The sequence below is a fragment of the Novosphingobium sp. ES2-1 genome (genome assembly GCF_015169775.1).
GTDB classification, from domain to species: domain Bacteria; phylum Pseudomonadota; class Alphaproteobacteria; order Sphingomonadales; family Sphingomonadaceae; genus Novosphingobium; species Novosphingobium subterraneum.
In genome coordinates, this window is sequence record NZ_CP063445.1 from 635234 (window position 1) to 660909 (window position 25676).

The 25676-nt window shown below is 61.9% G+C and carries 24 protein-coding genes, 1 tRNA gene and 3 pseudogenes; 14 read left to right on the top strand and 14 right to left on the bottom strand.

Features of this window, described 5'->3' with window-relative positions:
- Positions 1-5: 5 nt before the first annotated feature.
- Both IM701_RS03090 and IM701_RS03095 read right to left on the bottom strand, forming a co-directional pair.
- Complete coding sequence (locus IM701_RS03090) at positions 6-785, bottom strand: SDR family NAD(P)-dependent oxidoreductase (protein WP_370584344.1); 780 nt, start codon at positions 783-785, stop codon at positions 6-8.
- 12 nt (positions 786-797) lie between these two features.
- Complete coding sequence (locus tag IM701_RS03095; RefSeq protein ID WP_193827753.1) at positions 798-2972, bottom strand: TonB-dependent receptor; 2175 nt, start codon at positions 2970-2972, stop codon at positions 798-800.
- A gap of 192 nt (positions 2973-3164) precedes the next feature.
- Here IM701_RS03095 and IM701_RS03100 point away from each other — a divergent pair, with 192 nt between their 5' ends.
- Together IM701_RS03100 and IM701_RS03105 are read left to right on the top strand one after the other, a co-directional pair.
- Positions 3165-3794: a TetR/AcrR family transcriptional regulator gene (locus tag IM701_RS03100; RefSeq protein WP_039332613.1), complete on the top strand. Its 630-nt coding sequence runs from the start codon at positions 3165-3167 to the stop codon at positions 3792-3794.
- Positions 3795-3867: 73 nt separating this feature from the next.
- Positions 3868-4038 (top strand): annotated as a pseudogene (locus tag IM701_RS03105) (transposase); the annotation flags it as partial.
- A 191-nt stretch (positions 4039-4229) separates the two neighbouring features.
- On the opposite strand, the gene IM701_RS03110 reads toward IM701_RS03105, so the two are convergent.
- Positions 4230-4304 (bottom strand) — tRNA-Gln (locus IM701_RS03110).
- An 88-nt stretch (positions 4305-4392) separates the two neighbouring features.
- On the bottom strand, positions 4393-5259 hold the full coding sequence (yghU, locus tag IM701_RS03115) for a glutathione-dependent disulfide-bond oxidoreductase (protein WP_039332615.1): 867 nt from the start codon (positions 5257-5259) through the stop codon (positions 4393-4395).
- Between the two features lie 90 nt (positions 5260-5349).
- Here yghU and IM701_RS03120 point away from each other — a divergent pair, with 90 nt between their 5' ends.
- Positions 5350-6369, top strand: coding sequence for a DNA topoisomerase IB (locus IM701_RS03120; protein WP_039332617.1), 1020 nt, complete (start codon positions 5350-5352; stop codon positions 6367-6369).
- Between the two features lie 3 nt (positions 6370-6372).
- Here IM701_RS03120 and IM701_RS03125 read toward each other — a convergent pair whose 3' ends face one another.
- Both IM701_RS03125 and IM701_RS03130 read right to left on the bottom strand, forming a co-directional pair.
- A complete protein-coding gene (locus IM701_RS03125) occupies positions 6373-7731 on the bottom strand; it encodes a peptidylprolyl isomerase (RefSeq protein WP_039332619.1) in 1359 nt (452 codons plus the stop codon).
- 126 nt (positions 7732-7857) lie between these two features.
- Complete coding sequence (locus IM701_RS03130; RefSeq protein ID WP_193827755.1) at positions 7858-10137, bottom strand: LPS-assembly protein LptD; 2280 nt, start codon at positions 10135-10137, stop codon at positions 7858-7860.
- 104 nt (positions 10138-10241) lie between these two features.
- Here IM701_RS03130 and IM701_RS03135 point away from each other — a divergent pair, with 104 nt between their 5' ends.
- The 7 genes and pseudogenes from IM701_RS03135 (at position 10242) to IM701_RS22220 (ending at position 15678) form a co-directional block, all read left to right on the top strand.
- Positions 10242-11714: a leucyl aminopeptidase gene (locus IM701_RS03135; RefSeq protein ID WP_193827756.1), complete on the top strand. Its 1473-nt coding sequence runs from the start codon at positions 10242-10244 to the stop codon at positions 11712-11714.
- 9 nt (positions 11715-11723) lie between these two features.
- Positions 11724-11879: a DUF2256 domain-containing protein gene (locus tag IM701_RS03140; RefSeq protein WP_193827757.1), complete on the top strand. Its 156-nt coding sequence runs from the start codon at positions 11724-11726 to the stop codon at positions 11877-11879.
- The gene (locus IM701_RS03145; RefSeq protein ID WP_193827758.1) at positions 11879-12310 is read left to right on the top strand and encodes a DNA polymerase III subunit chi; all 432 of its coding nucleotides are present in this window, start codon (positions 11879-11881) and stop codon (positions 12308-12310) included. Before IM701_RS03140 ends, IM701_RS03145 begins: the two co-directional genes overlap by 1 nt.
- A 78-nt stretch (positions 12311-12388) precedes the next feature.
- Positions 12389-12811: a nucleoside-diphosphate kinase gene (ndk, locus tag IM701_RS03150; protein WP_039332627.1), complete on the top strand. Its 423-nt coding sequence runs from the start codon at positions 12389-12391 to the stop codon at positions 12809-12811.
- Between the two features lie 227 nt (positions 12812-13038).
- Positions 13039-13467: pseudogene (locus IM701_RS22210) on the top strand (TonB-dependent receptor plug domain-containing protein); the annotation flags it as partial.
- Positions 13468-13956: 489 nt separating this feature from the next.
- A pseudogene (locus IM701_RS22215) lies at positions 13957-15348 on the top strand (TonB-dependent receptor); the annotation flags it as partial.
- A 186-nt stretch (positions 15349-15534) separates the two neighbouring features.
- Complete coding sequence (locus IM701_RS22220; RefSeq protein WP_370584345.1) at positions 15535-15678, top strand: hypothetical protein; 144 nt, start codon at positions 15535-15537, stop codon at positions 15676-15678.
- On the opposite strand, the gene IM701_RS03165 is transcribed toward IM701_RS22220, so the two are convergent.
- Genes IM701_RS03165 through purM form a run of 3 tightly spaced genes read right to left on the bottom strand, consistent with a single transcriptional unit; the run spans position 15675 to position 18866 of the window.
- Positions 15675-16817 (bottom strand): MFS transporter, encoded by a 1143-nt coding sequence (locus IM701_RS03165; RefSeq protein WP_193827760.1) that lies wholly within the window; start codon positions 16815-16817, stop codon positions 15675-15677. The genes IM701_RS22220 and IM701_RS03165 overlap by 4 nt on opposite strands.
- A gap of 8 nt (positions 16818-16825) precedes the next feature.
- Positions 16826-17767, bottom strand: a complete 942-nt coding sequence (gene purN / locus IM701_RS03170; protein ID WP_193827761.1) for a phosphoribosylglycinamide formyltransferase — start codon at positions 17765-17767, stop codon at positions 16826-16828.
- On the bottom strand, positions 17760-18866 hold the full coding sequence (gene purM / locus IM701_RS03175; protein WP_193827762.1) for a phosphoribosylformylglycinamidine cyclo-ligase: 1107 nt from the start codon (positions 18864-18866) through the stop codon (positions 17760-17762). The genes purN and purM overlap by 8 nt, the downstream gene beginning before the upstream one ends.
- A gap of 112 nt (positions 18867-18978) precedes the next feature.
- Here purM and IM701_RS03180 point away from each other — a divergent pair, with 112 nt between their 5' ends.
- Genes IM701_RS03180 through IM701_RS03195 form a run of 4 tightly spaced genes read left to right on the top strand, consistent with a single transcriptional unit; the run spans position 18979 to position 22035 of the window.
- Positions 18979-20268 (top strand): heavy-metal-associated domain-containing protein, encoded by a 1290-nt coding sequence (locus IM701_RS03180; RefSeq protein WP_230487777.1) that lies wholly within the window; start codon positions 18979-18981, stop codon positions 20266-20268.
- 32 nt (positions 20269-20300) lie between these two features.
- The gene (locus IM701_RS03185) at positions 20301-20915 is read left to right on the top strand and encodes a DnaA ATPase domain-containing protein (RefSeq protein WP_193827763.1); all 615 of its coding nucleotides are present in this window, start codon (positions 20301-20303) and stop codon (positions 20913-20915) included.
- A gap of 26 nt (positions 20916-20941) precedes the next feature.
- Positions 20942-21667 (top strand): serine O-acetyltransferase EpsC, encoded by a 726-nt coding sequence (gene epsC, locus IM701_RS03190; protein ID WP_039332639.1) that lies wholly within the window; start codon positions 20942-20944, stop codon positions 21665-21667.
- Positions 21668-21669: 2 nt separating this feature from the next.
- Positions 21670-22035: a DUF2794 domain-containing protein gene (locus IM701_RS03195; RefSeq protein ID WP_230487778.1), complete on the top strand. Its 366-nt coding sequence runs from the start codon at positions 21670-21672 to the stop codon at positions 22033-22035.
- On the opposite strand, the gene IM701_RS03200 is transcribed toward IM701_RS03195, so the two are convergent.
- Genes IM701_RS03200 through IM701_RS03220 form a run of 5 tightly spaced genes read right to left on the bottom strand, consistent with a single transcriptional unit; the run spans position 22032 to position 25582 of the window.
- On the bottom strand, positions 22032-22394 hold the full coding sequence (locus tag IM701_RS03200) for a PaaI family thioesterase (protein WP_052242158.1): 363 nt from the start codon (positions 22392-22394) through the stop codon (positions 22032-22034). The genes IM701_RS03195 and IM701_RS03200 overlap by 4 nt on opposite strands.
- 50 nt (positions 22395-22444) lie before the next feature.
- Entirely contained in the window at positions 22445-22948 is a 504-nt protein-coding gene (locus tag IM701_RS03205) for a PaaI family thioesterase (protein WP_082013294.1), read from the bottom strand.
- 53 nt (positions 22949-23001) lie between these two features.
- Positions 23002-23469 (bottom strand): Holliday junction resolvase RuvX, encoded by a 468-nt coding sequence (ruvX, locus tag IM701_RS03210; protein ID WP_370584346.1) that lies wholly within the window; start codon positions 23467-23469, stop codon positions 23002-23004.
- The gene (locus tag IM701_RS03215) at positions 23466-24596 is read right to left on the bottom strand and encodes a DUF3089 domain-containing protein (protein WP_193827765.1); all 1131 of its coding nucleotides are present in this window, start codon (positions 24594-24596) and stop codon (positions 23466-23468) included. The genes ruvX and IM701_RS03215 overlap by 4 nt, the downstream gene beginning before the upstream one ends.
- A gap of 29 nt (positions 24597-24625) precedes the next feature.
- The gene (locus IM701_RS03220) at positions 24626-25582 is read right to left on the bottom strand and encodes an AI-2E family transporter (protein WP_370584347.1); all 957 of its coding nucleotides are present in this window, start codon (positions 25580-25582) and stop codon (positions 24626-24628) included.
- Between the last annotated feature and the right edge of the window lie 94 nt (positions 25583-25676).

Consider the following 25676-nt stretch of genomic DNA (forward strand, 5'->3'; position numbering starts at 1 on the left):
CTCCCTCATCCGCGTTGGGACGAGATATTGCCACCATCCACGACGAGTTCTGTCGCCGTGATGTAACTAGCCTCGGACGAAAGCAGAAAGCGTATGGCTCTTGCAACCTCTTCGGGCTGGCCAAGCCTCTCAAGCAGGACGCGCTTTTCGAAAAACCCTTGAGGCAGCGCGTCGATGACCGGCTTCGTCATTGGTGTCACGATCTGGCCCGGCGAAACCGCGTTGATGCGGATACCGTCGCGCGCGAGACGATCAGCCAGCGACCGTACCAGCGAAAGCATTCCTCCCTTTGCGGCTGTGTAGACCGGGTTGACCGCGTTTCCCAAGGTTGCATTGATCGAGCTGACGGCGACCACTGCCGAACCGGCCTGTCCAGCCATGTCCTCGCGCAGCTCCTTCACCAGAAACGCTAGGGCTCGAAGGTGAATCGCGATACCGCTATCCCAGCTTTGCGGGGTAAGTCCATCGATCGAATCCGTGTCGACGGTTCCTGCGGAATGGACCAGAGCTCCGATTGGTCCGAGTGCCTCGCGTGTGGCCGTGAGAGCAGGACCGAACGCTGCGAGCTCACGCAGGTCGACGGCAAAACCCAGAGTCCTCACTCCGAATACCAAAGCAATTCGTTCGGCTGCGCGGATTGCGGCGTCGCCATTGATGTCCCACAGCGCCACGGGCCGTCCGACAGCAGCCAGCGCCTCGGCAGTCGCAAGACCGATCCCAGATGCGCCGCCGGTAACGATCACCGGTGTGGAAAGGTAAGCGACAGCTGGCTCAAGGTTCTTCATCAGGGTCATCCGTCAGTACTCAAAGCGAAGTTCGAGGCCGTAGCTGCGTGGATCGCCAAAGAAGGCTGCGGGAAGTCCAGCGGAAAAATGGGCGACATAGTACTTGGTGTCAGTGAGATTGCGCCCGAAGGCAGCCAGCTGCCACTTGCCCACCCCGATCGGAATGTCACTGAGGGCAACCCTCGCGCTAAGCAGGCCGTAATCCCCGATGATGTAGCGAGAGTCGGTGGTCGAGGAAAACTTGTCGCTCTGCATGTAGTAGTCGACGCTGGCGCTTGGTACGCCAAGGGGTGTTGATGAAAGCACCCACTCCGCGCCCACTGTGAGGGTGTGGCGCGGGGCCTCCACGAAATTGAAGCGGCCTGCGATATTGGCGCCGGTGATCTGATCCCTGACCTCGCGATAACCTGCATCGAGATATGCATAGTTGGCACTTAAGGTGAATGCGCTCGCGGGTTTCGCCGTAAGGTCCAGCTCCAATCCCTGGATGCGCGCCCGCCCGGCATTGAAGATGTCGGTCACAGCCGGATTGGCCGGGTCCGATTGGATGTTGACCTGGATATCGCGGTAGTTTGCACGGAACAGCGCGATGTTGGCGCGCAGGCGATTGTCGAGCCAACTCGACTTCACGCCGAACTCGAAGCTGTCCAACCTTTCCGGTCCATATCCCACCGCAAAACGGCTAATCGTGCTCGCGCGCAAGTTGTACCCGCCGGATTTGTATCCGCGAGACCACTTGGCATAAAGATTGAGATCCGTGCTGGCCTGGTAGCCGAGGATGACGCTTGGACTGTAGTCGCTGAAAGTGTTGCTACCCCGGCCTTGAGGACGAGTAACGATAGTGCCGTTCTGTGCTACGCTGCGCTGGTCCAAGGTTGCTTCGCGTTCGTCCTGCGACCAACGCAGCCCTCCCGTAAGATAGAGCCCCTCGATAGCGGCTGGACGCCAGGTCGCCTGGCCGTAGAGCGCCCAGGCGCGGTTGTGAACTGTCGCGGTGCGCAGGGAAGTCGGACGACCGGTCGGCACAGTGCTGTCAAAGCTAAATGCCTTCTCGTCGAAGAAGTATGCGCCCAGCGTGTATTCGAGCTGGTTGTCTAGCGCTGATCCCACCGCCTGCAGTTCCTCGCTCCACTGCCGCTGTTTTTGGTCGAATGCGGTGACGAAGACCGGGAAAGGGCCGAGTGCTCCGGTCAGGTAATTCTGGTTGGTGGAGTTGGCGAGCTTGCGATAACCAGTGATGGACTTCAACGTCAGCGCTTCCGACACCGCCCAGCTTGCCGTGAGGCCATGGCCCTGTGCGGACACGTCGTTTGCCAGCAATCCCCGGACTGCGGATGACCCATAGGTTGGTCTGGTCGCAAGCGCGGGATGAAAGGGTGCCAGGACCATGTAGGCCGGCGTATCGGCGATGTCCGACCGGTCGTAGGCATAGCGCAGCTCGACGTCTGGGCTCGGTTGCCACAGCGCCGTTGCGCGATAAGCTTGGCGCATCTGATCGCCGAAGCGGGAGACTCCCGTGCCGAGGTTCCGCACGAACCCGTCCTTCTCGCTGTACAGGTAGGCAAGCTCAACTGCGATGCTGTCGCCCAGTGGCACATTAACACTCGTGCGCGAACGGAACTGGTCATAGTTCCCGAGCGCAAGCGTCTGGCGCGCATGGAACTCGCCGAGTGCCGGCTTGCGGGTGATGTAGTTGATTGCCCCACCTGTAGCATTGCGCCCGTAAAGTGAGCCCTGCGGCCCGCGCAGCACTTCTATACGCTCGACCTCGGCGATTTCCGCCGCGAGCCCCTGTCCGCGCGCAACATAGATTCCGTCGAGATAAACCGCGACGCTGGGGTCAACCGTGATCTGGTCATCGTTGTTACCCACACCTCTCACGAACACGCGGGCCGTCGTGGCGCTGTTGGGATGGGGCGTGACTTGAAGCGCTGGCACCTGCGAACGTAGATCGGTCAGATCCAGGATACCCTTTCGCTCAAGATCGGCCGACGTGAGCGCAACGATCGACAAAGGCGTCTTTTGCAAGGACTCGGCGCGCTTCTGCGCAGTCACCACTATTTCGGCGATGCCGCCATCTGTGGCGGATTCACTCGCTTGTCCGGCCGCGTCTTGCGCGAGTGACGGCGACGACCCGAGCGTCATCGACAATGCGACGGCACTCGCCAAGTTTTCCAATCCCTTCATGATTCTCTCCCGCACTTCCACGGCCATGCCCGCGGTTATCTACATCACGGTAGATTTTCTACCTACCCGACGGTAGAATAGCAAGGTGCTTTATGCGATGGAGCACTGCGTGGCTTGGGCTTGGCTATGAGAGCGACTATGACAGCTCTCAGGTCGGGCGGTTTGGCCGGCCATTTAATTGAGGGGATACGATTGTCCAACGCCTCCAGACCCGTTGCCCGGCAGGCACGCGGAGACGCAACGCGCAGTGCGATACTGAGCGCTGCCGAGCAGGTGTTTGCGGAGGTTGGATATGCGGCCGCCCGCCTAGAAGATGTCGCGCAAGTCGTCGGCATTCGTCGGCCATCAATCGTCTACTACTTCCCTGGCAAGCAGCAGCTCTATGATGAGGTCGAGGCGGACATCTTCACTGCCATGCACCAATTCGTGACCGAGCGGATGCAGGGTGCGAACACGCCGCTGGATCGCTTGCTTGGGCTGTTCGACGCCTGGCTCGACTTCCTTGTCCACCGCCCGACGGCAGCGCGTATCATCCAACGCGTGGTGGCCGATCCCACGCCACGAGGCGAGGATCCGGTGCAGTTCTCCGACACCGCCCTGCGAGACTTGGAAGGGATCCTCGCATCAGGCGTGGCGGAAGGCAGTTTTCGTGAAGTCCCGGCGGTGCACATCCTAAACAGCGTTGCGGCTGGGGCGCTGTTCTATGTTTGCAATGCCAATCAGTTGGGCACCGGGAGACGCTACGACCCAGCGGACCCTGCAACTCTGGCTTCATTCCGCGCGGTTGTTCACCAGCAAGCCGTTGCGGTCGTCCTCAAGTAGCGGTCGAAACGGACTTGGGATTTCATTGAGCAAGAGATTGTTGCGCAAATCCTTGTAATGGAAGCCTTTGGCTGCCCACGAGGGGCGCAAGGCCTCGATCGCCCGCGTGCACGGCACAACCTGACAGCGGTGCCGCGCCCACATCACGAAGAACGCGTTGGCTTACGTGCCCAAGGGCCAAAATACTGTCGTTGCTGCCATACCTCAGGTCTTCCTCCAGCCCCATCAAAGCTGCGCTGCAGAAAGAATGCAGCGCTTCCGAAGTGGATCGCTATCGGCAATGCGGATCTGCCGTCAAAAATGTGGACGGCGCAGCGCGGGGAAAGAGCTGGGACCAGGGTGCACGGGAAAGTTCTCCCCTGAATGGCAACACTTCATGGAAACCCCATGTTTCCAGCGCTTGCCGCACACCAATTTCAAATATTTGGGCACTGCTGGCTGGGGCGGCAGGATTCGAACCTGCGAATGCCGGTACCAAAAACCGGTGCCTTACCACTTGGCGACGCCCCATCAGGAGGCGCGCTTATAGCGTGGTCAGGGCATATGCCAAGAGGGCTTGAAAGGGGTGGCGGAGGTCCGTCCACCCATTTCGATTTCATCAGAAGCCCTTGACGATGCTCTGCAACTTTTCAGGGGGGAGGGCGTCGAAGTCGCTCGCGTCGTGGCGTTCCGCAAGGCCTTTCTGCGAGTTTACAAGCCGGCCCCGCAGTACGCCAGGGCGCGCGTCGATTTCCGCGACCCAGCGTCCGACGTGCTCATATTCGTGCATCGAAAGGAAAGTTGCAGCTTCGCCATAGGCCTCGCCCCGGTAGATGTTGCCAAACCAGGTGTAAGTCGCAAGGTCGGCGATGGTGTAATCGTCACCTGCGAGATAGCGGGTTTTGGCAAGCTGGCGATTGGCGACGTCGAACAGGCGTTTGGTTTCCATCGCATAGCGGTCGATGGCGTACTCTATCTTGATCGGCGCGTAGTTGTAGAAATGGCCGAAGCCTCCCCCGATGAAGGGTGCCGAACCGACCTGCCAGAACAGCCAGGACAAGCATTCGGCACGCGCCTGACCGGATGTCGGCAAGAGGACGCCAAATTTCTCAGCCAGATGCATGAGAATTGCGCCTGATTCGAAAACCCGGAACGGTTCCGGTCCGGACCGGTCGACCATCGCAGGGATCTTGGAGTTCGGGTTGATGTCGACGAAGCCCGTCGTAAACTGATCACCATCGAAGATCTTGATCAGCCAAGCGTCGTATTCCGCTTCGGAGAAGCCCATCTGGAGCAGCTCTTCCAGCATGATCGTCGCCTTCTGACCGTTAGGCGTGCCCAGCGAATAGACCTGGAACGGATGCTTGCCGACGGGCAGCTCGCGCTCGCTTGTGGGGCCGGCGATGGGGCGGTTGACGCTGGCGAAGGCGCCGCCATTGGCCTTGTCCCAAGTCCAGACCTTGGGTGGAACGTACTCTTCTGACATCAAGGGGCTCCTTCTAAATTTGTTAGTGTTACATACTATATCGCGGCTGGTCACGGGAACTGCAAGTGCTCTGCAGCCGTTCGCCAACTCATGGAGAGCAAAGCCGCAAAACTCGTGCATGTCGATGACAACCTTCCCGGCGTGACACGCAGGCGATGCGGCAGAGGCTGGGCCTATTTCGATGCAAAAGGCCGACGCATCGCCGACCGTGCCGAGATTGCCCGTCTGAATGCGATTGCCTTGCCTCCGGCTTATGTGGACACTTGGTACTGTCCCGCTCCTAACGGTCATATTCTGGCGACGGGGACCGACGCGAAGGGACGCAAGCAATATCGTTATCATCCCGACTTCCGAGCCGAACGGGAAAGCGAGAAGTTCGATCGCTGTGCCGCATTCGGGCATCTCCTACCACTGGTCAGAGCGCGCGTGTCGGATGAACTGGAGCGTAGCAAGCTCTCGCGCGACCGCTGCATTGCCAGCGTCGTGCGGTTACTGGACACCGGCGGGATACGCATCGGCAACGAAGCCTATGTGCGAGCCAACAGCAGTTTCGGCGCGACGACGCTGAGAATGCGGCACGCCGAAGTGAAGGGACAGGTGCTTCGTCTGCGGTTCCGGGCCAAATCGGGCAAGGATCGGGAAATGCAGGTAACTGATCGGGGACTCGTCCGCTTCGTGAAAAAGATGCAGGATCTGCCGGGGCAGCACCTCTTTCAGTACCTAGACGAAGATGGCTGCCCCTGCCCGGTGGGCTCGGCAGACGTCAACGACTGGCTGCGCGAGGTTATGGGCGAAGACTTCACTGCCAAGCACTTCAGAACCTGGCGAGCAAGCGTGCTTGGTTTTGCAACATTGGCGCAAGCCCCTGATCAGGTTTCGCTCAAGACGCTGTTGGCGGAAGTCTCGGACCACCTCGGCAACACGCCGGCAATCGCCCGGAAGAGTTATATCCATCCTGCGGTGCTTGGCTTGCTCGATGAGCAAGATCACTGGCGGCAGCAGCTCCGGCTACCTCGCGCCACGCGATGGTTGTCGCGGCACGAGCGAGGGCTGCTGGAGCTGCTAGAAAGTGGCCCGACGGCTGCCGAACTGATCAGAGCCGCCGGTTGATGATCAATTGTATTCGATGACAGCGTCGCGTCGCAAGTCGCGAAGGTAGGTCTGGGCGCGTTTGTTCACGCGATCATCCTCCATCTGCGCCATCATCTCGTCAAAGTTGGGGCCGCTGGCGACCTGCGGATCATCGCGACCGCAGAGCATCAGTACGCGAACACCCTCGTCGATCGAGCCGAATGGAGGGGTTGTTTGCCCGACCTGAAGGTTCAGCAACGTGTCCTGAAGCTGGGCCGGCAGATCACGGGCCTTGATCTGATCGTTGGCGACAACAGTGGCGCCGATCTTCGTGGCTTGCGCTTCGGCATCGCCACAGCCCTTGATCGCTTTCACGGTCGCAGCAAACTCTGCTGCGCGCTTGGTCGCCTGCTCATTGGTGGTGCCTTTGGCAAACTCGATGGAGATCTGCTTGAGGCTGAGCAAGGCATCACGCGGATCGGCGGTAAGTACCTGGCGCTTGTCGATGAGGTACAGGATGGAGAATCCACCACGGATTTCTACCGGGCCTGCAAGCTGCCCGGGAGCCATCGATCCCGCAGCTGACGCCAGCTCAGTCGGTAGCTGCCCAAGACGGATCCAGCCGAGATCACCGCCTACTGAAGCCGTCGACGCTTCCGAGTACTGCCGGGCATAGGCGACGAAACTGCCCCCCTGCTTCAGCTGCTCGACGATTTTCTCTGCGTTCGCAAAGACCTGAGCCTTGTTCTCATCGGTTGCGGCGAGGAAGATTTCGCCGATGCGGTATTCATCGGTGCCCTTCGAGGCCTGCAGTCGCTGGATGGCTTCCTGCACTTCGCCTTCCGAGATGTTGACGAAAGGCTGTACGTTGCGTCGCAGCAGGTTCTGCCACGCAATTTCACCGCGGATCTGACGCTTGAGCGAAGCTGCTGAAGAGCCGATGCGTGCGAGATACTTTTCCATCGCCTCGGGCGACTGGCCAAAGTTCTGCGTGGCCACGCGCTCATAGGTCGATTCCACCTGAGCGTCGTCGGCCGGGACGTCAGCTGCCTTGGCTTCCTGGATCTGCAGCGTCTCGTCGATCAGATTGCGCAACACCTGCATGCGCAGGCGTTCGGTTTCTTCTGCGCTGATCTTTCCACCGTTGGCCGACACGATCAGGGCTAGACGCTGTTCCACGTCGGTGCCCGTCACGATCTCGCCATTGATGATGGCGGTCGCGCGACGGACGTTCGGATCGTTCGTTCCGAACATGGTTGGATTGGCTGGAATGTTGAGAGGCGCATTTGCTCCCTGCGCCAGAACCGGCGAGGCGGCGATCGAAAGCGCGCCGAGCGCCATGGCGGTGGAACCCAGCGTGCGCGAAACCGCTTTGCGGGTGATCTTCAGCTTGGACGTCATGGTCTTGGAATTTGTCCTGTCGAACTGGCGCTCGTAAGGCGGCCTTCTGCTATGATCTCTCTCTGGCCGCGTACGGCTTAACCCAAGCTGAGTGGCGCATCAGACGCAAAAGGGCAATAGAAGAGGCTATTTCACCCCGAGGTTCTTGAGCGAGAGGGATATCTGGAACGAGTTGCCGCGCACCGCGTCACCGATGTTCACATAGTCACGCCGCCAAGTGAACGACAGGTCGAGGCAATCGTCGGTGTAGGCCACGCCTAGGCGGTGCCGCAACATCTGGAATCCATCCGACGTGCGCGTCGGGTCTTCATTCCGGTCCGTCAGGTTTACGATTGCCGAACCAAACACCGAAAACGCATTGGTGATTGGCGTGCGCGCGGCAATGCGCAGCTCTTCACGGTCCTGAAGATCCTCGAACGCGGTCGCAATATTGCGGTTGAGCTTGAGGTAGCCTGCTTCGATGTAGCGGCGATGGTTTCCAATCGTCGCGTCGAACTCGTTGCGGCGCAGCGCGAAGCTGTCCTTGTCGAGCCGGAAGCGGTGCGTGAACTTGATGACGTCGCCGAAACGGACCGTCGTGCGACCGACATAGTCCGAGGCGCGATTGGTCAACCCGGTGCCGTCGGGCAGAATGGTCGCCTGGCTTGATAGACGATAGCTCTGCCCGATGGTTGTCATGACCCGCAGGCCCGGACGCTGGAACGTCCAGTCAAAGCCATATGTGAAACGTACCCCATCTTCGATACGGTCGTGACCCGGGAAGCGGTTCAGCGCGAAGAGGTTGGTGTCTTCCAAATCGACCGAGCGCGAATCCTCGTTCGGGATTTCGAAATTTCGAACGCCCGGAGTCGCGACGACTTGCAGGCGAGGCGTCAGCACTTGAGTTCCGCCGAACGCATCGCCCACAAAAGGCCACTTCACATCGATGGCTGCGGTGGCAATTCCACGAGTCTGCCAACCGGGCAGGCCCCGATAGATGGCCGTTGTAGTAAGGTCGTTGTCCGAACTGTGATAGGCATCGCCGCGCAAAAGGCCGGTCAGGGTTACTTCCTGACCCATCCCAGTTATCGTGCGCAGATCCCATTGCGCCCGCGCGAAGGCGCGCTGGCTGTCCTGCCCCGCAGTGCGGACGATGGCCAGGCTGTTGGCCTCCAGTTCGAACCGTCCTGGAACACCGTCGAACGCCATCCTCTTGCGATAGTCGATCGCTGGCAGGGCGAGCGGCACCATGCCCTGTGGATCGTTGACGCGGACCGTCTGCGTCACCCAGCCGGCAATCGAGAGATAGCTGCCGTCGTCGATGCGCTCGAGGTTCAGCGAAGACCGCAGGCGGTCGTCACGGCTGATGTCGTAGCGGCGCAGGAAGGTGCGGTCAGAGGCAAAACGTGCGTTGCCGGTCAGGCTCCAGTGCGGCGAGAACTGGAGCTTCCCGTTGGCGTCGAGATACCCGCGCCATGATTGCTGGCTGGCGTTGGCTGCGCCCGTCGAGGTACTGCCAAGCGGAATGCGCGCGCTTCGCGTCGCATAGCCGGTAACCTGGAACGCACCGAGGTTGGTGAGATGCCGGTACTTGGCCGTCAGCATCGGTAGCGAGCCGGTATAGAAAGTGCCGGTCAACGCAAGGTCGCGGTTGTCGGCGATGCGCCAGTACCAGGTCTCGCTGATTTCCGCGCCGTTGGCTGCACCAAGGCGGAAGTCGGGAATCAACAGGCCTGTTTCGGCACGGAAGTCCGAGGTGTGTCCCAGGCCGGGCAGTGGCAGGATCGGCACGCCGAACATGTGGAGCGTGGCGCCCTTGTACTTCACGCGCTTCTGCTTGGCGTCGAAATAGACGCGGGCTGCCGTCACTTCCCAACTCGGCCTTTTAGGACAGCCCTTGTCATCTTCGACTGCACAGCCCGAATAGGCCGCGTTCTCGAGCGTCATGTTGCCGGATTCGTCGCGCGTGCCCCGTTCGGCGGCAAGGCGGCCCCCGGTACGCAACACCACCAGCAGGTCCTCGATAGCGCCAGCCTTGAATTCGTCCGTCAGCTCGACCTGATCGGTGTAGACGATGTTGCCGTCTTCATCCACGAATCGGATGTTGCCTGTCGCGAGGATCTGCCCTGTGTTGCGGTCCCAGGTGACATTGTCTGCACGCACTGTCTGAACATCGTGGCGCAGCACGACATTGCCCTCGGCAAAGACCTTTTCGGCGTTGCTGTCGTAGCGGACCTTGTCGGCTTCAAAGCGGACCTGATCGTCAACGCTCGATTCGTCGCCGGCGGGCGAGGCCATCGGCGCTTCCTGCGCAAGGGCCTGCGATGCGGCGAGCGGGAACAATGCCGCGGCAGAGGCAGCGGCAATACGCGCAAGGCGCAAGCGACGATCAAGGGCTTGCGGCTGCGGCCGCCGGGCGGGTTGCATGCGCTTGCCTATCGCACCAGTGCACCCTAACTGCAATTCCACAATTTCCGCTTCCCGCCCAGCTTGCGTCGAAGTGTGACGTCCATTCCGTTCAGGAGTTCCCCATGAAGGTCGTTTTCCGCACCAGCGATGCCCCGCTTCCCCGTCTGGTCGCCCGTCTCGTGGCGCAGGATGCGCTGCCGTCCGATCTTGACGCAGTGGTGCGCGAAGGTGCTGCGGCCGCCCGGTTTGCCGGAAAGGTGGGCCAGGTATTCGAAGCTTTCGTTGCGCACGATGCAGGCGTGAAGCGGCTCGCGTTGGCCGGTTTGGGCAAGGCAGACGCCACCGAGCGCAGCGCCAGTCTTGAGAAGGCCGGCGCGGCACTGACCGCAAAGTACCTGACATCGGGCGAGACTTCTTTGGCGATCGACTTCAGCGGCTCGGGCCTGTCCGGTGCCGAGGCAGCGTCCGTTCTGTTCGGTGCACGGCTGCGCGGCTGGCGCCATGATGTCTATCGCACCAAGCTGAGCGATGAGCAGAAGCCGTCGCTGACTGAAATCGTGGCGGTCAATGCCCCGGAAGGCGCTGCGGCAGCTTGGGAAATAGAATCGGCGCTTGCCGAAGGCATCGAGTTCACGCGTGAACTCGTCGCTGAACCCGCCAACATCATTTACCCCGAAAGCTTCGTCGAGCGCGCCAAGGCGCGGCTCGAGGGCACCGGCGTCGAGATCCTCGTGCTGGGCCTCAAGGAGATGACCGAGCTGGGCATGGGCGCACTGCTTGGCGTGGCCCAGGGTTCGGTTCGCGAGCCGAAGCTGCTCGCCATGCGCTGGAAGGGGGCAGAGGCGGGAGCCTCAAGTTCTTCTGGCCCGACCGCCTTTGTCGGCAAGGGTGTCACCTTCGATACCGGCGGCATCTCGATCAAGCCTGCCGCCGGCATGGAAGACATGAAGTGGGACATGGGCGGCGCTGGCGCTGTTGCCGGGACAATGCTCGCGCTGGCCAAGCGCAAGGCCAAGGCAGACGTCATCGGCGTGTGCGGCCTTGTCGAAAACATGCCCGACGGTAACGCTCAGCGCCCTGGTGACGTGGTGACCTCGATGTCCGGCCAGACGGTCGAGGTGATCAACACCGATGCCGAGGGCCGCCTCGTGCTTTGTGATGCGCTGACCTGGGTGCAGAAGGAGTATTCCCCCAAGACGATCGTCGATCTCGCTACCCTGACAGGCGCCATGATCATTTCGCTCGGCCATGAATACGGCGGCATGTTTGCCAATGACGATGACCTTGCCGCCAAGCTCGATGCAGCCGGCAAGGCTTCGGGCGACAAGCTGTGGCGCTTCCCGCTCGGCCCTTCATACGACAAGCTGATCGAGAGTCCGATCGCCGACATGAAGAATGTTGGCCCGCGTTACGGCGGATCGATCACCGCAGCGCAATTCCTCCAGCGCTACATCGACAAGGGCGTGGCTTGGGCGCACCTCGACATTGCCGGCATGGTCTGGGCTGACAAGCCCGGCCAGACCTGGGACAAGGGCGCCACCGGCTTCGGTGTGCGCGTACTCGACCGCTACGTCCGCGACGTGCTGGAGGCTTGAGGCTTTCCCATGCCCAGGATGCGGCGCAAATCTGACCTTCCTACCAAGATTTGCGCCGCTTGCGGGCTGCCGTTCACTTGGCGCAAGAAGTGGGAGCGGGATTGGGATAACGTGAAGTTCTGTTCTGACCGCTGCCGTAGCGGCAAGGGCAAGGTTGCAGGCTGATGCGCGTCGATTTCTACCAGCTTACCAGTGATCCGGCCGAACAGGTCCTGCCGCTGATTGCGCGCAATACGCTTGGCGCAGGAGAACGGCTGTTGGTCGTGTCGGAAGACGAGGCGCAGCTTCGCAGTGTCAGTGAGGCACTTTGGACACGCTTGCCCGAGACATTTCTCGCCAACGGCCGTGCCGGGACCGATCAGGACGAGCGCCAGCCGGTCCTGCTGTCCGATGCGCCAGAGCCCGCCAATGGCGCAAGGTACATGGCGCTCGCCGACGGTATCTGGCGCGAGGGTGAGTTTGAACGGGTGTTCCTGCTGTTCCCGCCCGCGCGGATTGACGATGCACGGGGCTGCTGGCGCATGCTCGGCAGCCGCGAAGGCGTCGAGCGCCGCTATTGGCGGCAAGAGGGCGGCAAGTGGAAGGAAGGGCCCTGAGCACCATCCTTGCACCGCAGCACAAACATCGCTAGGGGCGCGCGCAATCAGATTCCCCCTATCGCAAGGAACGCTCCCATGGCGGTTACCCGCACTTTCTCGATCATCAAGCCCGACGCCACGCGTCGCAACCTGACCGGCGCGGTCACCAAGATGCTGGAAGAAGCAGGCCTTCGCGTCGTCGCTTCGAAGCGCATCCACATGACGCGCGAGCAGGCAGAAGGCTTCTACGCCGTTCACAAGGAACGCCCCTTCTTCAACGACCTCGTCGAGTTCATGATCTCGGGTCCGGTCGTCGTGCAGGTTCTCGAAGGCGAGAACGCCATGCAGCGCAACCGCGACATCATGGGTGCGACCAACCCTGCCAACGCCGAGCCCGGCACGATCCGCAAGGAATTGGCTGAATCGATCGAAGCCAACACGGTCCACGGCTCGGACTCGGACGAGAACGCGGCGATCGAAATCGCCTACTTCTTCAAGCCCGAAGAAATCGTCGGCTGATCGGCGAAAGCCGCCGCTGATTGAAGGGCCGGGGCAGAGATGCTCCGGCCTTTTTCGTGGGCGCGAGACGGACCTTCGGTCAATGTTGCGCAGATGCAACGCTTCGTTGCAAATCACATGTTATCCCACATAACCATAATTGTAAGCGGAGCATACAAGGCGTAGGTAGCCGGTCGTTCCAACACGAGAACGCTGAGGCCTTCCAGCCTCTTCAGGGAGGATACCTGATGTTCACAACCCGCGCTTCCGCGCGCCTGCTGGCGCGCACCAGTCTGTTTGCCGCTGCAGCTTTCGCTCTTTCGCAGCCTGTTCTGGCGCAGGACGCCGCTCAGGACGCAGCGTCCTCAGAGGACGGCGGCGAAATTATCGTGACCGCGCAGAAGCGTGCGCAGTCGCTGTCAGACGTCTCGCTTTCGGTTGCTGCTGTCGGCACCGAGCAGCTTGCCGCCAACAACACTGTCAATCTTGAAGGCCTGCAGGCGCTGGTTCCATCGATCAGCTTCGGCAACGACTTCAACTTCGCAAAGCTGTTCATCCGCGGCATCGGCTTGTCGAGCTCGCTCCCGGGCGTTGACCCATCGGTCGCGCTCCATGTCGATGGTGTCGTCGTCAGCCTCGCGCAGGCCCAGCTTGGCTCGATGTTCGATCTCGAGCGCGTTGAAGTGTTGCGCGGGCCTCAGGGCACGCTCTACGGTCGCAATGCCACCGGCGGCGCAGTCAACTTGATCACCGCCAAACCCACCGACAAGCTCGATGGCTACGTTCGCCAGACCCTCGGTGGCGATGCGTTCCTGGTGCAGACCGATGCCGCGATCGGCGGTCCGATCACCGAAGGCGTACGGGCTCGCCTCGCGGTCCAGCGCATCAAGCGCGATGGCTTTGGCATCAACGAATTCACGGGCAACGAGATCGACAACGCCAACCAGTGGTCGGTGCGCGGTCATCTGCAGTTCCTGCCGACCGACAAGCTGTCCATCCTGCTGACGGGTGAACTTCACACCGAGAACGATCGTTCGCTCGCTGTGAAGTTCCGCGAAGTTTCGTTCCCCGGCACGACGGTTCCGAGCCTGACTGCCTTGGGCCAGCGCACCAACGCCGACGGCAGCGCAGCATCGTTCGCCAAGAACGTGCGCAATCTCAACACCAACTATGACCCGATCAACGATCGCAAGCAGTATGCCTTCACCGGCATCATGGACTATGCGGCGTCCGATACGGTCGCGCTCAAGTCTCTGACAAGCTACCGCAACTTCCGCGCGATCTTCTTCCATGACTTCGACATGTCGTCCTACGCCGGTTATCCGCTGGCGCAGACCAACGCCGTGCGTACCAGCGCCAACCACTGGCAGCCGGTATTCGAGAACCAGTTCAGCCAGGAACTGCAGCTCAACGTCGATACAGACAAACTGCATGCCGTTTTCGCCGGCTTCTACCTGAAGGACCACATCCGCGTCGAAAACCACATCGGCTTTGACGTGCTGACCAACACCGACCCCTATCGCGTCCAGTTCGACGGCAAGCTTGATGTCGAGACCTGGGCCGTGTTTGGCAACGTGACCTACGACCTGACCGAGCAGTTCTCGATCAAGGCCGGTGGCCGCTATTCGTGGGAAAAGCGCAAGATCAAGAACAACAGCGGCATCGGCACCGCCGCGACCGGCTTCGTGCTTGATCCCTTGCAGTGGGACACATCGAAGACCTGGGACGACTTCTCGCCCTCGCTCGGCGTCGAGTTCCGTCCGAATGACGATGTGATGGCGTATTTCAACTGGTCGCGCGGGTTCAAGTCCGGCACCGCCGAAATCGGTTCGCGCCGTTCGGCCACTGCGGTCACGCCGTTCGTGAACCCCGAGAAGGTCGAGGCCTTCGAAGGCGGCATCAAGTACAGCGCCGGCTCGCTGCAGACGAACCTTGCCGTGTTCTACCAGAAGCTCAAGAACGGCCAGTTCCAGCGGACCTTCCCGATCCCCAACCCGCCGTTCTTTGCCAGCGCTCTGGAAAACGCAGCGGAGTCGCGGGCCTATGGTGCGGAGTTCGAGCTGCGCTGGCGCCCGATCGATGGCCTCGCCATCGACGCTTCGGCAGCCTACCTGAACTCCAAGTTCACCAAGTTCTTCTCGAAGAACCCGCTGAACGCGGCGCTGTTCGGCCCTGGCGGCGCTTCGCTGCCTGACGAGGACCTGTCCGGGAACGCTACCCGCATGAGCCCGAAGTGGACGCTGAACTTCAACCCGACCTACACGGCCGACCTTTCGAGCGGGGCCAGCGTGTTGTTCGGCACGAACGTGTCCTACCGTTCAAAGCAGTACCACACCGAGTTCAACGACGATCGCATGGCCGCTGACGGCTATGTGCTGGTTGATGCGAACGTGAAGTACCGCCATTCGGACGACCGGACTTCGGTAAATCTCTGGGTGCGCAACCTGACCAACGAACTGGTCTGGGCGGGCAGCTACGCGGTTGCCACCAGCCGCACCATCGGTGGCACGCTGATGCCGCCGCGGACCTACGGCGTGACGCTTGGCTACGAATTCTGAGCCATCGCCCAGATCAAATGACAAGAGGCCGCCGGTTCACCCCGGCGGCCTTTCTGTTTAGGTCATTCACAAGAGGAGACCTGAAATGCAGGGCATGGGTGCTGGCGACTGTCCGTTCGAGTTCAACTTCGATGCTTCGACGTTCAAGGTCGGTGACACTGTAGCTATCGTATCGTCGGCAGTCCGATGTTCGAGGACATGCCTTTCGCCGGCGAACTGCTGGAAGTGCACGAAGATCATGTGGTGATTGCAGGCGATCCCAGCGACAGGTCCGTTCGCTATCGTGGGACGCGCGAGAACCGTCCCAATGTGCAGGCCAGCGAGATCTAGGCAGTGAGGGCGCGTTCGCCGCGATACCATTGCGTGAGGCCCCACCCGATCCCGGCTATGGCGAGCAGGCCAAGCAGGATCGGCATAGTGTAGCCGAAATCCGTGGCAAGCAGTGCTGCGGCAACCAGTGCGGCAGAAGAGCAACCGAGGTCCCACCCGCCCTCGGTGGCCATGTTGAAGCGCAGCGTGCATTGCGAGCGCTGGGCCATGGCATAAAGCGGCGAAAGCATGGCAGTTGCCAGCATGGGCGCGGCCAGCGCACCGAGCGCAGTTGCGATCAGCGCGGGCAGGGGTGAGGCCCACGCAAGGGCCTTGAGCACCAGAACCGCAGCGCCAAGACCATAAGCCAGCGCTAGAGAATACGTCCCGCGCCCGCCGTCGATCAGCCGGCCGATGATCAGGCTGCCTGCCGCTGCGCCCAACCCGGCAAGCGCAAGCGCGCCGCCAAAGCTCTCGAAGCTCTGCCCCAGGGTGACGAACAGCGCGAGGTTCCAGACCACGACCGAGCAGCCCGACTGGAGCCCTTCGGCAAAATAGATTCTACGCCCCGCGCTGACGATCGCAGGGTCTGCACGGCTTTCGCGCGGGACCGCCGGATTGGGCGCGCCCGTCAACGGCAGGCCCGCGAGCAGCTGCATCGCCGCAATCACGGCAAAGCCGATGACTGGCCCGGCGCCCGAAAGCAGAAAGCCCCCCGCAACTGGGGCAACGATTCCCGCTGCGGCGGTGGTCGCCTGCTGGATCGACACCTGTCGCCCCAACGCAGCGTTGTCGCCTGCAGCGGAGACGTAAGCGTGATAGCCGGTCCAATAGAGCACGCTGCCAAGCCCGGAGACCAGGATATACGCCACCAGCAGCAGTCCCATGCCCTCGACGAACGGCAGCATAAGGAACGAAGCTGCGCGCACTCCGCAGCCCAGCAACAGCACGGTGCGCAGTCCGTGCGCATGGGCAATGGGCAGTACCGCCGCTCGCAGGGCGAAGCGCGAAAGCAGCACTAGAGCGAAACTGGCCAGCGCAAGTGCCGGGCTCAGCCCCTGCTTGACCAGAAAACCGACCACGAAAAGCCCGCCGCTCGCCTCAACAAACGATTGCAGGCCTGTGTGTGCGTAAATGCGGCGGATGGCCGTGAGCTGCATGGCGCTCTTTAGAACTCCAGCATTGCGGCAAGCCGCTTGGGCGCCACGGCGGCCCAGCTGCGGCGGAGCCAGTCGGCTGCGTGCTCCCAGTCGACATCGGGACGGTTGAGAATCAGCCCTGCCCAGCCGCTTGCGCCATAGTAGGCTGGCCGGAACCAGGTGTCCTCGTCCTGCTCGATCAGGGCTGCCAGTTCGTCCTGACCGCTCGTCTTCACCAGCAGTGCTATGTGCGGGGCGCCATGGTGCTGATCGTTGAAATAGGCGAAGTACTTGCCGCCCACGCGCCAGCCGGGGGCACCGTGGCTTTCACGCTCTTCGACATCAGGAAGGGCAGCAGCGAGGCCGCGCACCTTCTCGAGCAACCATCCAGCGCTGTACTCGCGAGCAACATAGCTGGCGAGGGTTCGCGAATAGAGCTGGTGCTCGGCGAACAGGACACGAGCGGCAAGACTGTCGCCGGTATCGCCCGGAATGATTGCTACCGGCGTCTGGCCGAGGATCGGGCCATCGTCGAGTTCTGCGGTCACGAGATGCACTGTGCACCCACCGTGGCTGTCCCCAGCCTCGATCGCGCGATCGTGGGTGTGCAGGCCCTTGTACTTGGGCAGCAGCGAAGGGTGGATGTTGAGCATCCGACCTTCCCAGCGTCCGACAAATTCGGGGCTCAGAATGCGCATGTAGCCGGCAAGGGCGATATAGCGCGCCCCGGCCCGGACCACCTCGGCCTCCATCATCGCGTCGTGCTCTGGCCGGGGAATGCCCTTGTGCGGTAGGCAGAACGTCGCCACCCCCTCAGCCTCGGCGAGTTTCAGACCCGAAGCATCCGGGTTGTTCGAGAGAACGAGTACGATCTCATAAGGACAGTCCGCCGCACGGCTTGCATAGAGCAGCGCGGCCATGTTGGTGCCGCTGCCCGAAATGAAGACGGCGACGGGGACGCGGTCAGCCAATGTGGGTGGCTTCCCATGCCTCGCGGGCGGACCAAGTCTCGGCGCTGCCGGTGACGGTGCAGCCCTTTTCGCCCGCGACGATCGTCCCGACGCGATAGACCGTTTCACCAGCCGCGGCGAGGTCGGCGGCAAGCGATTCGGCCTCGGCCGCTTCCACCGCCAGGATCATGCCGATGCCGCAGTTGAAGGTGCGGGCCATTTCCTCGGGTTCGATATTTCCCTGCGCCTGCAGGAACGCCATCAAGCGGCTCTGCTCCCAGCTGTCGGCATCGATGCGCGCATGAAGGCCTTGCGGCAAGACGCGGGGCACGTTCTCGAGCAGGCCACCGCCGGTGATGTGGGCCAGCGCATTGATCCGGCCCGAGCGGATGAAGGGCAGCAGGCTCTTCACGTAGATGCGGGTCGGCTCGATGAGGTAATCGATCAGCAGGCGTTCGTTGTCGAACAGGGCAGGGCGGTCAATCTTCCAGCCCTTGTCCGCCGCGAGACGACGCACCAGCGAGTAACCGTTTGAGTGAACGCCAGACGAGGCGAGCCCGAGCAGCACGTTGCCTTCGGCCACGCGGTCCCCGGTCAACTGCTCGCCGCGCTCAACGGCGCCAACGCAGAAGCCAGCGAGATCGTAGTCTCCGTCGGCATACATGCCGGGCATTTCCGCGGTTTCGCCACCGATCAGGGCGCATCCGGCCTGCTTGCAGCCCTCCGCAATTCCGGCGACCACGCGCTCGGCCACGCCATTGTCCAGACGGCCAGTGGCGAAATAATCGAGGAAGAAGAGCGGTTCGGCCCCCTGCACAATCAGGTCGTTCACACACATAGCGACAAGATCGATGCCGATCGTGTCATGCCGGTCGTGATCGATCGCCAGCTTGACCTTGGTGCCAACGCCATCGTTGCCAGCGACAAGAAGCGGGTCCTTGTAGCCCGCCGCCTTGAGGTCAAAGAAGCCGCCGAAGCCGCCGAGCTCCGCATCCGCGCCGGGCCGGGCGGTTGACTTCGCCAATGGGCCAATGGCCTTCACCAGCGCATTGCCAGCGGCGATGTTCACGCCAGCCTTGGCGTAGCTATAGCTCTCGGGCTTTTCCTGCTTGTCGCTCATGGTGCGCGCGCCTAGCGCTTTCCTGCTTGGATTTCCACTTTCGTTTCGGCAAAAGCGGGCATCCAGTTGCGGAATTCGAATTCCGTGTGCTTTACCGGCCGGACCTTCGGCCATGACTGGTTTCGGAGTTCCCTTGGTCGCCCTGCATCTGCCAATCGAAAAAGCGAAGAACCGCAAGGCGCTGATGCTGGGCATTGCCCTCGTCGCGGGACTGGGCGGGGCTGCTCTTGTCGCGCAGATCGAGGGTGATCGCGGCATCCCGCCGATCGCCAGCAATGGCGACTACGAAGTGCGTGGGATCGAGGTGAACGTCGGCGGCGACAATGCCGAGGACGCACGCAACAAGGGCTGGCGCGAAGCGCAGCGCAAGGCGTGGACCAAGCTCTGGGAAAGCAACGGTAGTGGCGGGGCCGCTCCAGGGCTCGATGATTCGACGATCGAATCGATGGTTTCGGCTGTGGTTGTCGAGCACGAACAGATCGGTCCGCGCCGTTACATCGCGCGTCTCGGCGTGATCTTCGACCGCGCCCGCACCGGTGAACGACTCGGCATGACCGGCGCGAAGGCCCGCTCGGCGCCGCTGCTGGTCGTGCCGGTCCTCTACCAGGGCGGCGTGGCGACGGTTTACGAAACCCGCACTCCATGGCAAAAGGCGTGGGCGGAGTATCGCACAGGCAGCAGCGCGATCGACTACGTGCGACCAGCTGGCGCAGGCTCCGATTCGCTCCTGTTGACGGCGGGGCAGCTTGATAGGCGCAGTCGCAACTGGTGGCGGCTGATCCTGGACGAATTCGGAGCGTCCGACGTGATCATGCCAATCGCGCGCCTGGACCGGCAATTCCCCGGGGGCCCTGTGACCGGCACGTTCACCGCGCGCTACGGTCCGGACAATCGCTTCCTCGGCAGCTTCACCCTGACCGCCAAGAGCGAAGCTGATCTGCCCAGGATGCTGGAAGATGCGATCGGCCGGCTGGACGGCATCTACACCCAGGCTCTCGTTGCAGGGGTCCTAAAGCCCGATCCGACGCTCAACATGGTGGCCGAAATCGATCCGAAGCTGATCGAGCAGACGCTGGCAAGCGCAGGGCCGGTCGCCACGCCTGCCTCGGCGACCGCTCCCGAAGCCACGCCAAGCGCCGCTGCCACGCCGACGGTGGCTGCGGGCGGAGCAACCATAACCATCCAGTTCGCCACTGCGGACGGCCCGGCGGTCGACGCCGGCATCGCCGCAGTGCGTGGCATCCCCGGGGTGAAGAGCGCGGTCTCGAGTTCGATCGCGATTGGCGGCACGTCGGTCATGCGCGTCACCTACGCGGGCGAAATAGATACGTTGGCCGCAGCATTGCGGGCGCAGGGCTGGCGTGTGACGGTCGGCGCGGGCGCGCTTTCGATTCGCAAGTAACCCGAACCGCGATTCGAGCGTATATTCGGCAGATGTCTTCGCAGATCGCCCTTCCGCTCGTGACAGCGCGCGGTGCCGAAACCGTGGTCATGGGGCCCTGCCTGGTGCCTGTGATCGAAGCGCTGCAGTCGGCTGCCACCTGGCCCTTCCGCACCGCAATTCTCGTCGGCCCACCACGCTCGGGCAAAAGCCTGCTGGCGCGCTGGTTTGCGGAGAGTGGGGCAGGGGAGGTGTTGGACAGCGCCGATTCGCTGCCTGAGGACGAGATTTTCCATAAATGGAACCGCGCACAAGCTTCGGGACGTCCCCTTTTGCTGATAAGCGATCGCGCTCCGGGTGACTGGACGATCACTCTGCCCGATCTCGCCTCGCGCCTGGGTTCGGCCCTGCTGATCGAGATCGGCGCACCAGACGACGAGCTCATGGCGGGCTTGATCGTGGAACATTCCGCGCGGCGAGGGCTTGTTCTGGGCGAACAGGCAATCGCCTACCTCCTGCCCAGAGTGGAACGCACGCACGCAGAAATCGAGTTGCTGATTGAAACTCTTGACCGTCTGTCTCTTGAGCGTAAATCACCCGTCACCATATCACTGGTCCGCGACGCGCTTGCCGAGCGGACAGGGGAATTCCAGCCGCGCTTGCTTTAAGCGCCTGAAAGAGAGAGAATCAGGGCATGTTCAACGGCCTGATCGCCTATCTGGACTCGATCCGCTCGCGCGATCCCGCGCCCCGTTCTCGTTGGGAGATCCTGCTCTACCCGGGCCTTTGGGCCGTCGGCTTCCACCGAGTCGCGCATTGGCTGTTCGAGGCCAAGCTGTTCTTCCTGGCTCGTCTGGTGAACCATTTTTCCCGTTTTTTGACTGCGATCGACATCCATCCGGGCGCCAGGATCGGCAAACACCTGTTTATCGACCACGGTTTCACCGTCATTGGCGAGACGGCCGAGATTGGCGACAATGTCACCATCTACCAGTGCGTCACGCTAGGCGGGACGAACCCTGCAAATGGTATCCCCGGAAAGCGTCACCCGACGTTGAGCGACAATGCGATCATCGGCTCGGGTGCCCAGATCCTGGGGCCGATCACTGTTGGTCCTCGCGCTCGAGTAGGGGCAAATGCCGTTGTGACCGACGATGTGCCTGAAGGCGCTACGATGGTCGGGCTGAAAGCTCGCTCCACGCTGGTGCCTGCAGAAACGTGGCTTAAGGAATTCATTCCCTACGGCACTCCGTGCAAGGAGCCGTGCGAGCCGAACGGCGGCTCGCGGGTTGATGAGCTTGAGGCCGAAGTCGCAGCGCTGAAGGCACAGGTTGCGGCACTCGTCGCTGCTCAGACGGGTGGCGACGATACCTCGCCTGCGCCGACTCCGACCACGGTCGGCAGAAGGAACCGCAGCTGAGCGTGACCGGCCCTGATGCCGGGACGTCCGGCACCGTCGTCCCATTCCCGAACGCGCGTGCGATCCAGCAGGTCGGCTTCGAACGGCCAGAGCTGCTGAAGATCCTCGATCTCTACGGTCGCATGGTCGCAGCCGGCTTGTGGCGCGATTATGCAATGGACTTTGGCAAGGATGCCGCTGTCTTCGCAGCGTTCAAGCGAACCGCTGAACGCCCCACGGCAAGGATTGAAAAACGGCCCTCGCTGCGCAGCAAGCAGGGCATGTGGGCACTGTTCGGAGAAGCCGGGCAAGTCCTGAAGCGCGGCCATGACTTGGCGGGTGTTCTGTCGCCGCTCGAGCGCCGTTTGATGAAGGTCGTGGAGGATTAGCTCTTCGGCTTGATCAGGAAATTCATCCAGCAGCTTGCCAGCGGTTTGTCGCGATCAGACTGCCAAGCTTCTGCGCGCACGTTGGCAATGCGCCTTCCTGCGCGGATTACCTCGCCGCGCGCGAAGGTTTCCACCGTCACGCCGCCTCGCAGGTATTCGACGGAGATGTTCACTGGCTTGATTCGCATCCTCGCGTCCTCCTCGCCGAGATGGGCGTGAAGGGCCATGATCGCGGCGATTTCCATCATGCCTGCGATAGCGCCGCCGTGAAGGAATCCAGGCCGACCCATGGCTCGATCGGAAAAATCCATTGCCAGAAGCGGGGCGTCGTCCAGCATGCCAGCGATTCGCATGCCCATTGATCGCGCATAGGGCGGCAACTTTTCCGATAAGAGAACGCCAGCTTCGCTCACTTCGCTTCTCCTGGTGAACGCGCCCAACCGTCTGCTTGGACCTGAATGAAGATGCCGGCGGCGTGCGCTACGGGATCAGTGATGTCGCCGTCGTGGGCAATGCCCCGGACGAACGCCATCGACTTCTTCAACTGGTAGCACTCTGCCCAGGCAATAATCGTTTTGCCTGGCGTTGCGGCGCGAACATAGTCGACACGCAGGTCCAACGTCACTTGCGGGCGAAAGCCGCCGCGCAGTGCCCAGACGGACATCGACGTGGCATTGTCCAGCAAACTGATTATCGGGCCGGAAGCGAGTACGCCCGTCTCGCGATCGCCGACCAAGTCCTCGCGCCAAGGCAGGCCAAGCTCGACCCAGTTATCGCCATGAGTGCGATACTGCATGCCTATGAAGCCGGTATGCCCGTGGCGCATCATGAATTTGCCGAACTGCTTCGGATTGAAATCCATGCCCGGCGGAATCGCGGGCCTTCCTCCGGCGGGTTCGGGCGTTGTATCCATGACTGTTTCCCTGCCGCAGCTATGGTGCGATTACAAGCGTATTAAGCGGGCGATTAAAATGCGCTTCCGGCCATTGCGTCGATGGCGCCTTGCAGGATCAGGGCAGCGGCGTGTGAATCGATGCGTTCTGCCCGCTTGGCCCGGCTGAAGTCCTGCTCGATCATCGCCCGTTCGGCGGCCTGCGTAGTCCACCGCTCGTCCCAAAGGAGGATCGGCAGCCCAAGATCCTCGAGGTTGCGAGCGATAGCCCTGGCGCCCTGCGACCTCGGGCTTTCCGATCCGTCCATATTGAGCGGCAGACCAATCACGAGCCCTACGACACCGCGTTCCTCGATCAGCGCCTGCAGCTTTGCCTTGTCGGCGGTGAATTTGCCGCGCTGAAGTGTCTTGCCTGCCGTGGCGAAGCGCCAGTCTCGGTCGCACAGGGCAATGCCGATGGTCTTGGTGCCAGTATCCAGCCCCATCAGCACCCCGCCTTCGGGCAACTCGTCGCGCATGGAAAGGGCCGACTGGGTGATCACTTGGCCGCACGCCCGTGCAGCTTTTCCCATGCCGCCGCCCGCCGAGCTACATCGGCGCGCAGGTTCGCCCAGAACAGCGGTATGTCGTAGACATGATAATTGTTGCCCGGAAGGACGAAGGGCCCGAGATCGGGCGCGTCTCCGATTAGCAACAAGCCGGTCTTGGCGTCGCATCGTGCAGGCACGGCCTTCGCAATCAACTCTCCCGAGTCGAGATGCTCGCTCGGCTTCAATGTGCCCAGATTGGCGGCAGCTGGGGCCGAACCGCCCACGCTACCGGTCAGCGGGTTCGTGCATAGTACGGGGCGCGCGTCCTTCTGCTTGCCATCCAGGGCAGGCCGCGTGCGGTAGGCTTCCAGTACCAGCTCGGGATCGGCAGGCTCGGCAAAACTGGCCCAGGTCATCACGCATCCTGCCGCCTCGGCCGAAGCGCAGGCCGGAAGTTCCATCTGTGGCAGATCATGCTCAACCGATATCGGCCAGCCGATCGGATAGGCCGCGACTATCCGCGACGCGAGCGGTGTGCCCGCAACCCGATCCTTGAGCAGGTGCATGAGGTGAAGGGCGCCCTGGCTGTGACCCGCCAGCACGATCGGCTTGTCGGCGGGCACGTTCGCCAGGAACGCATCGAAAGCCTGGCGCACATCGGCGTACGCAGATTCAAGCGCCATCTCCCCTTCGGCCTTGTCGGTGAGAAAAGCGCCGAAAGCGGCCTGACGGTAGCGTGGAGCCCAGACTTGTGACTGCTGGTTGAAGGCCGATGCCATGCCTTGCACGAAAAAGGTTGCGCGCCGATTGCTGTCAGCGTCGTCCAGGGGTCCATTCCAGTTCTCGCGAGCAAGATAGCTCGTAGGGTGAATGAAGAAAACCGCAGCAGGCCCCTTTGCTCCGCTATTGTCCACGCCTGTCGGGACCCACTGCGCCGGGTCGTTCTGCATCCCCGGCCGCGCGAACCACATCTTGTTTCCGGAATAGGCATCGGCCGGAAGAGGCTCGAGCCTGCCGTACGATACGCGCGGAACAAATGCGAAGCGGGTCAGCTCGTTCTGCCAGATGCTCAGCGCGAAGACCGCAGCAATCACCATCACGATGAGGAGAGCCATGAGATACAGGAACTTGCGGACCATTCTTCGTCTCAAATCTCGAGGGGCCAGATTCAGCTATCGACCCGGTTTGCAGAGTTGCGTTCAGCCTGGCGTTCGAGCATGATCTTCATCATGGCGACGATTGGATCCGCCAGCATAAGGCCGAGAATTCCGAACAGCAGCCCGAACATCAACTGTGCGCCAAGCACGAGCGCGGGTGCAAGATCGACTGTCCTCCTTGCAACCATTGGCACGATCACATTCCCGTCCACCGTCTGCACCACGATGTAGACCGCGATGCAGAATAGTCCCATTTCGGTGCCGCCGGAAAAGCCGACCATGATCATCAGGGCTCCGGAAATTGGCGCGCCGATGTTGGGCAGAAATGCTAGCAGCCCGGTCAGCAGACCAAGCAATGCAGCCATCGGCACACCCCACCACGCGAGCAGGGCCCAGGTGGCCACGCCTTCCACTGTCATTCCGAGGAGGCGGCCGAACAGCAGCATGCGCAGTGATTTGCCCATGCGCAGAGCGGTCGTTTCCCAATGCTCGCGGCTGTCTTCCGGCAGCATCCAGGCAACGCCCCGGCGGTAGAGGTCCGGCTCGAGAACGAAGTAGATCGACAGAATGAGGATCAGAAAGGCGGTGGTGAATCCGTTCAGTACGCCTCCAAGCGCCCGCGTGACCTGTCCGACGCTGCCTAGAACCTGACCCGCGATGTTCTGGAGATCCAGATTCTGCACGTTCACGCCGTGCCCTTCCGCCCAGGCGCTCAACCTGGTGAGCTGCGTCTGGATGACCTGGGGCAGTTCGGCTGCCTGCGCTGCGATCTGCCCGCCAGCAAAGATCACCACCCACACCAGGAATGCCAGCGTGCCAACCAGGACGATGACGATCCTCAAGCTGCGGGGAATCTGCGGCAGGACCCTCGCGATGAGCCGTTGGCCTCCGTCGATCATGGCCGCAAAGACAATGCCGCCGATGATGACCATGATTGGCTGCGCCAGCAGCACCGCCAGCGCGAACAACCCGGCGATTCCCAACCAGACTGCGGCCTTCTTTGCCTCTCTGCGCACCAGATTGTCAGTTATATCGGTCGGACCGGCCGTAGCGGTGGGCTCG

Coding starts and splice junctions, on each gene's coding strand:
- IM701_RS03165 (WP_193827760.1), bottom strand. CDS start 16,817: ATGCAGCTCACGGCCATCCGCCGCATTTACGCACACACAGGCCTGCAA.
- IM701_RS03140 (WP_193827757.1), top strand. CDS start 11,724: ATGCCCAGGATGCGGCGCAAATCTGACCTTCCTACCAAGATTTGCGCC.
- IM701_RS03135 (WP_193827756.1), top strand. CDS start 10,242: ATGAAGGTCGTTTTCCGCACCAGCGATGCCCCGCTTCCCCGTCTGGTC.
- ndk (WP_039332627.1), top strand. CDS start 12,389: ATGGCGGTTACCCGCACTTTCTCGATCATCAAGCCCGACGCCACGCGT.
- IM701_RS03095 (WP_193827753.1), bottom strand. CDS start 2,972: ATGAAGGGATTGGAAAACTTGGCGAGTGCCGTCGCATTGTCGATGACG.
- IM701_RS03090 (WP_370584344.1), bottom strand. CDS start 785: ATGAAGAACCTTGAGCCAGCTGTCGCTTACCTTTCCACACCGGTGATC.
- IM701_RS03200 (WP_052242158.1), bottom strand. CDS start 22,394: ATGGGCATGCGAATCGCTGGCATGCTGGACGACGCCCCGCTTCTGGCA.
- purM (WP_193827762.1), bottom strand. CDS start 18,866: ATGAGCGACAAGCAGGAAAAGCCCGAGAGCTATAGCTACGCCAAGGCT.
- IM701_RS03145 (WP_193827758.1), top strand. CDS start 11,879: ATGCGCGTCGATTTCTACCAGCTTACCAGTGATCCGGCCGAACAGGTC.
- IM701_RS03205 (WP_082013294.1), bottom strand. CDS start 22,948: ATGGATACAACGCCCGAACCCGCCGGAGGAAGGCCCGCGATTCCGCCG.
- yghU (WP_039332615.1), bottom strand. CDS start 5,259: ATGTCAGAAGAGTACGTTCCACCCAAGGTCTGGACTTGGGACAAGGCC.
- IM701_RS22220 (WP_370584345.1), top strand. CDS start 15,535: ATGTTCGAGGACATGCCTTTCGCCGGCGAACTGCTGGAAGTGCACGAA.
- epsC (WP_039332639.1), top strand. CDS start 20,942: ATGTTCAACGGCCTGATCGCCTATCTGGACTCGATCCGCTCGCGCGAT.
- IM701_RS03215 (WP_193827765.1), bottom strand. CDS start 24,596: ATGGTCCGCAAGTTCCTGTATCTCATGGCTCTCCTCATCGTGATGGTG.
- IM701_RS03130 (WP_193827755.1), bottom strand. CDS start 10,137: ATGCAACCCGCCCGGCGGCCGCAGCCGCAAGCCCTTGATCGTCGCTTG.
- IM701_RS03185 (WP_193827763.1), top strand. CDS start 20,301: ATGTCTTCGCAGATCGCCCTTCCGCTCGTGACAGCGCGCGGTGCCGAA.
- IM701_RS03125 (WP_039332619.1), bottom strand. CDS start 7,731: ATGACGTCCAAGCTGAAGATCACCCGCAAAGCGGTTTCGCGCACGCTG.
- IM701_RS03120 (WP_039332617.1), top strand. CDS start 5,350: ATGGAGAGCAAAGCCGCAAAACTCGTGCATGTCGATGACAACCTTCCC.
- IM701_RS03180 (WP_230487777.1), top strand. CDS start 18,979: ATGACTGGTTTCGGAGTTCCCTTGGTCGCCCTGCATCTGCCAATCGAA.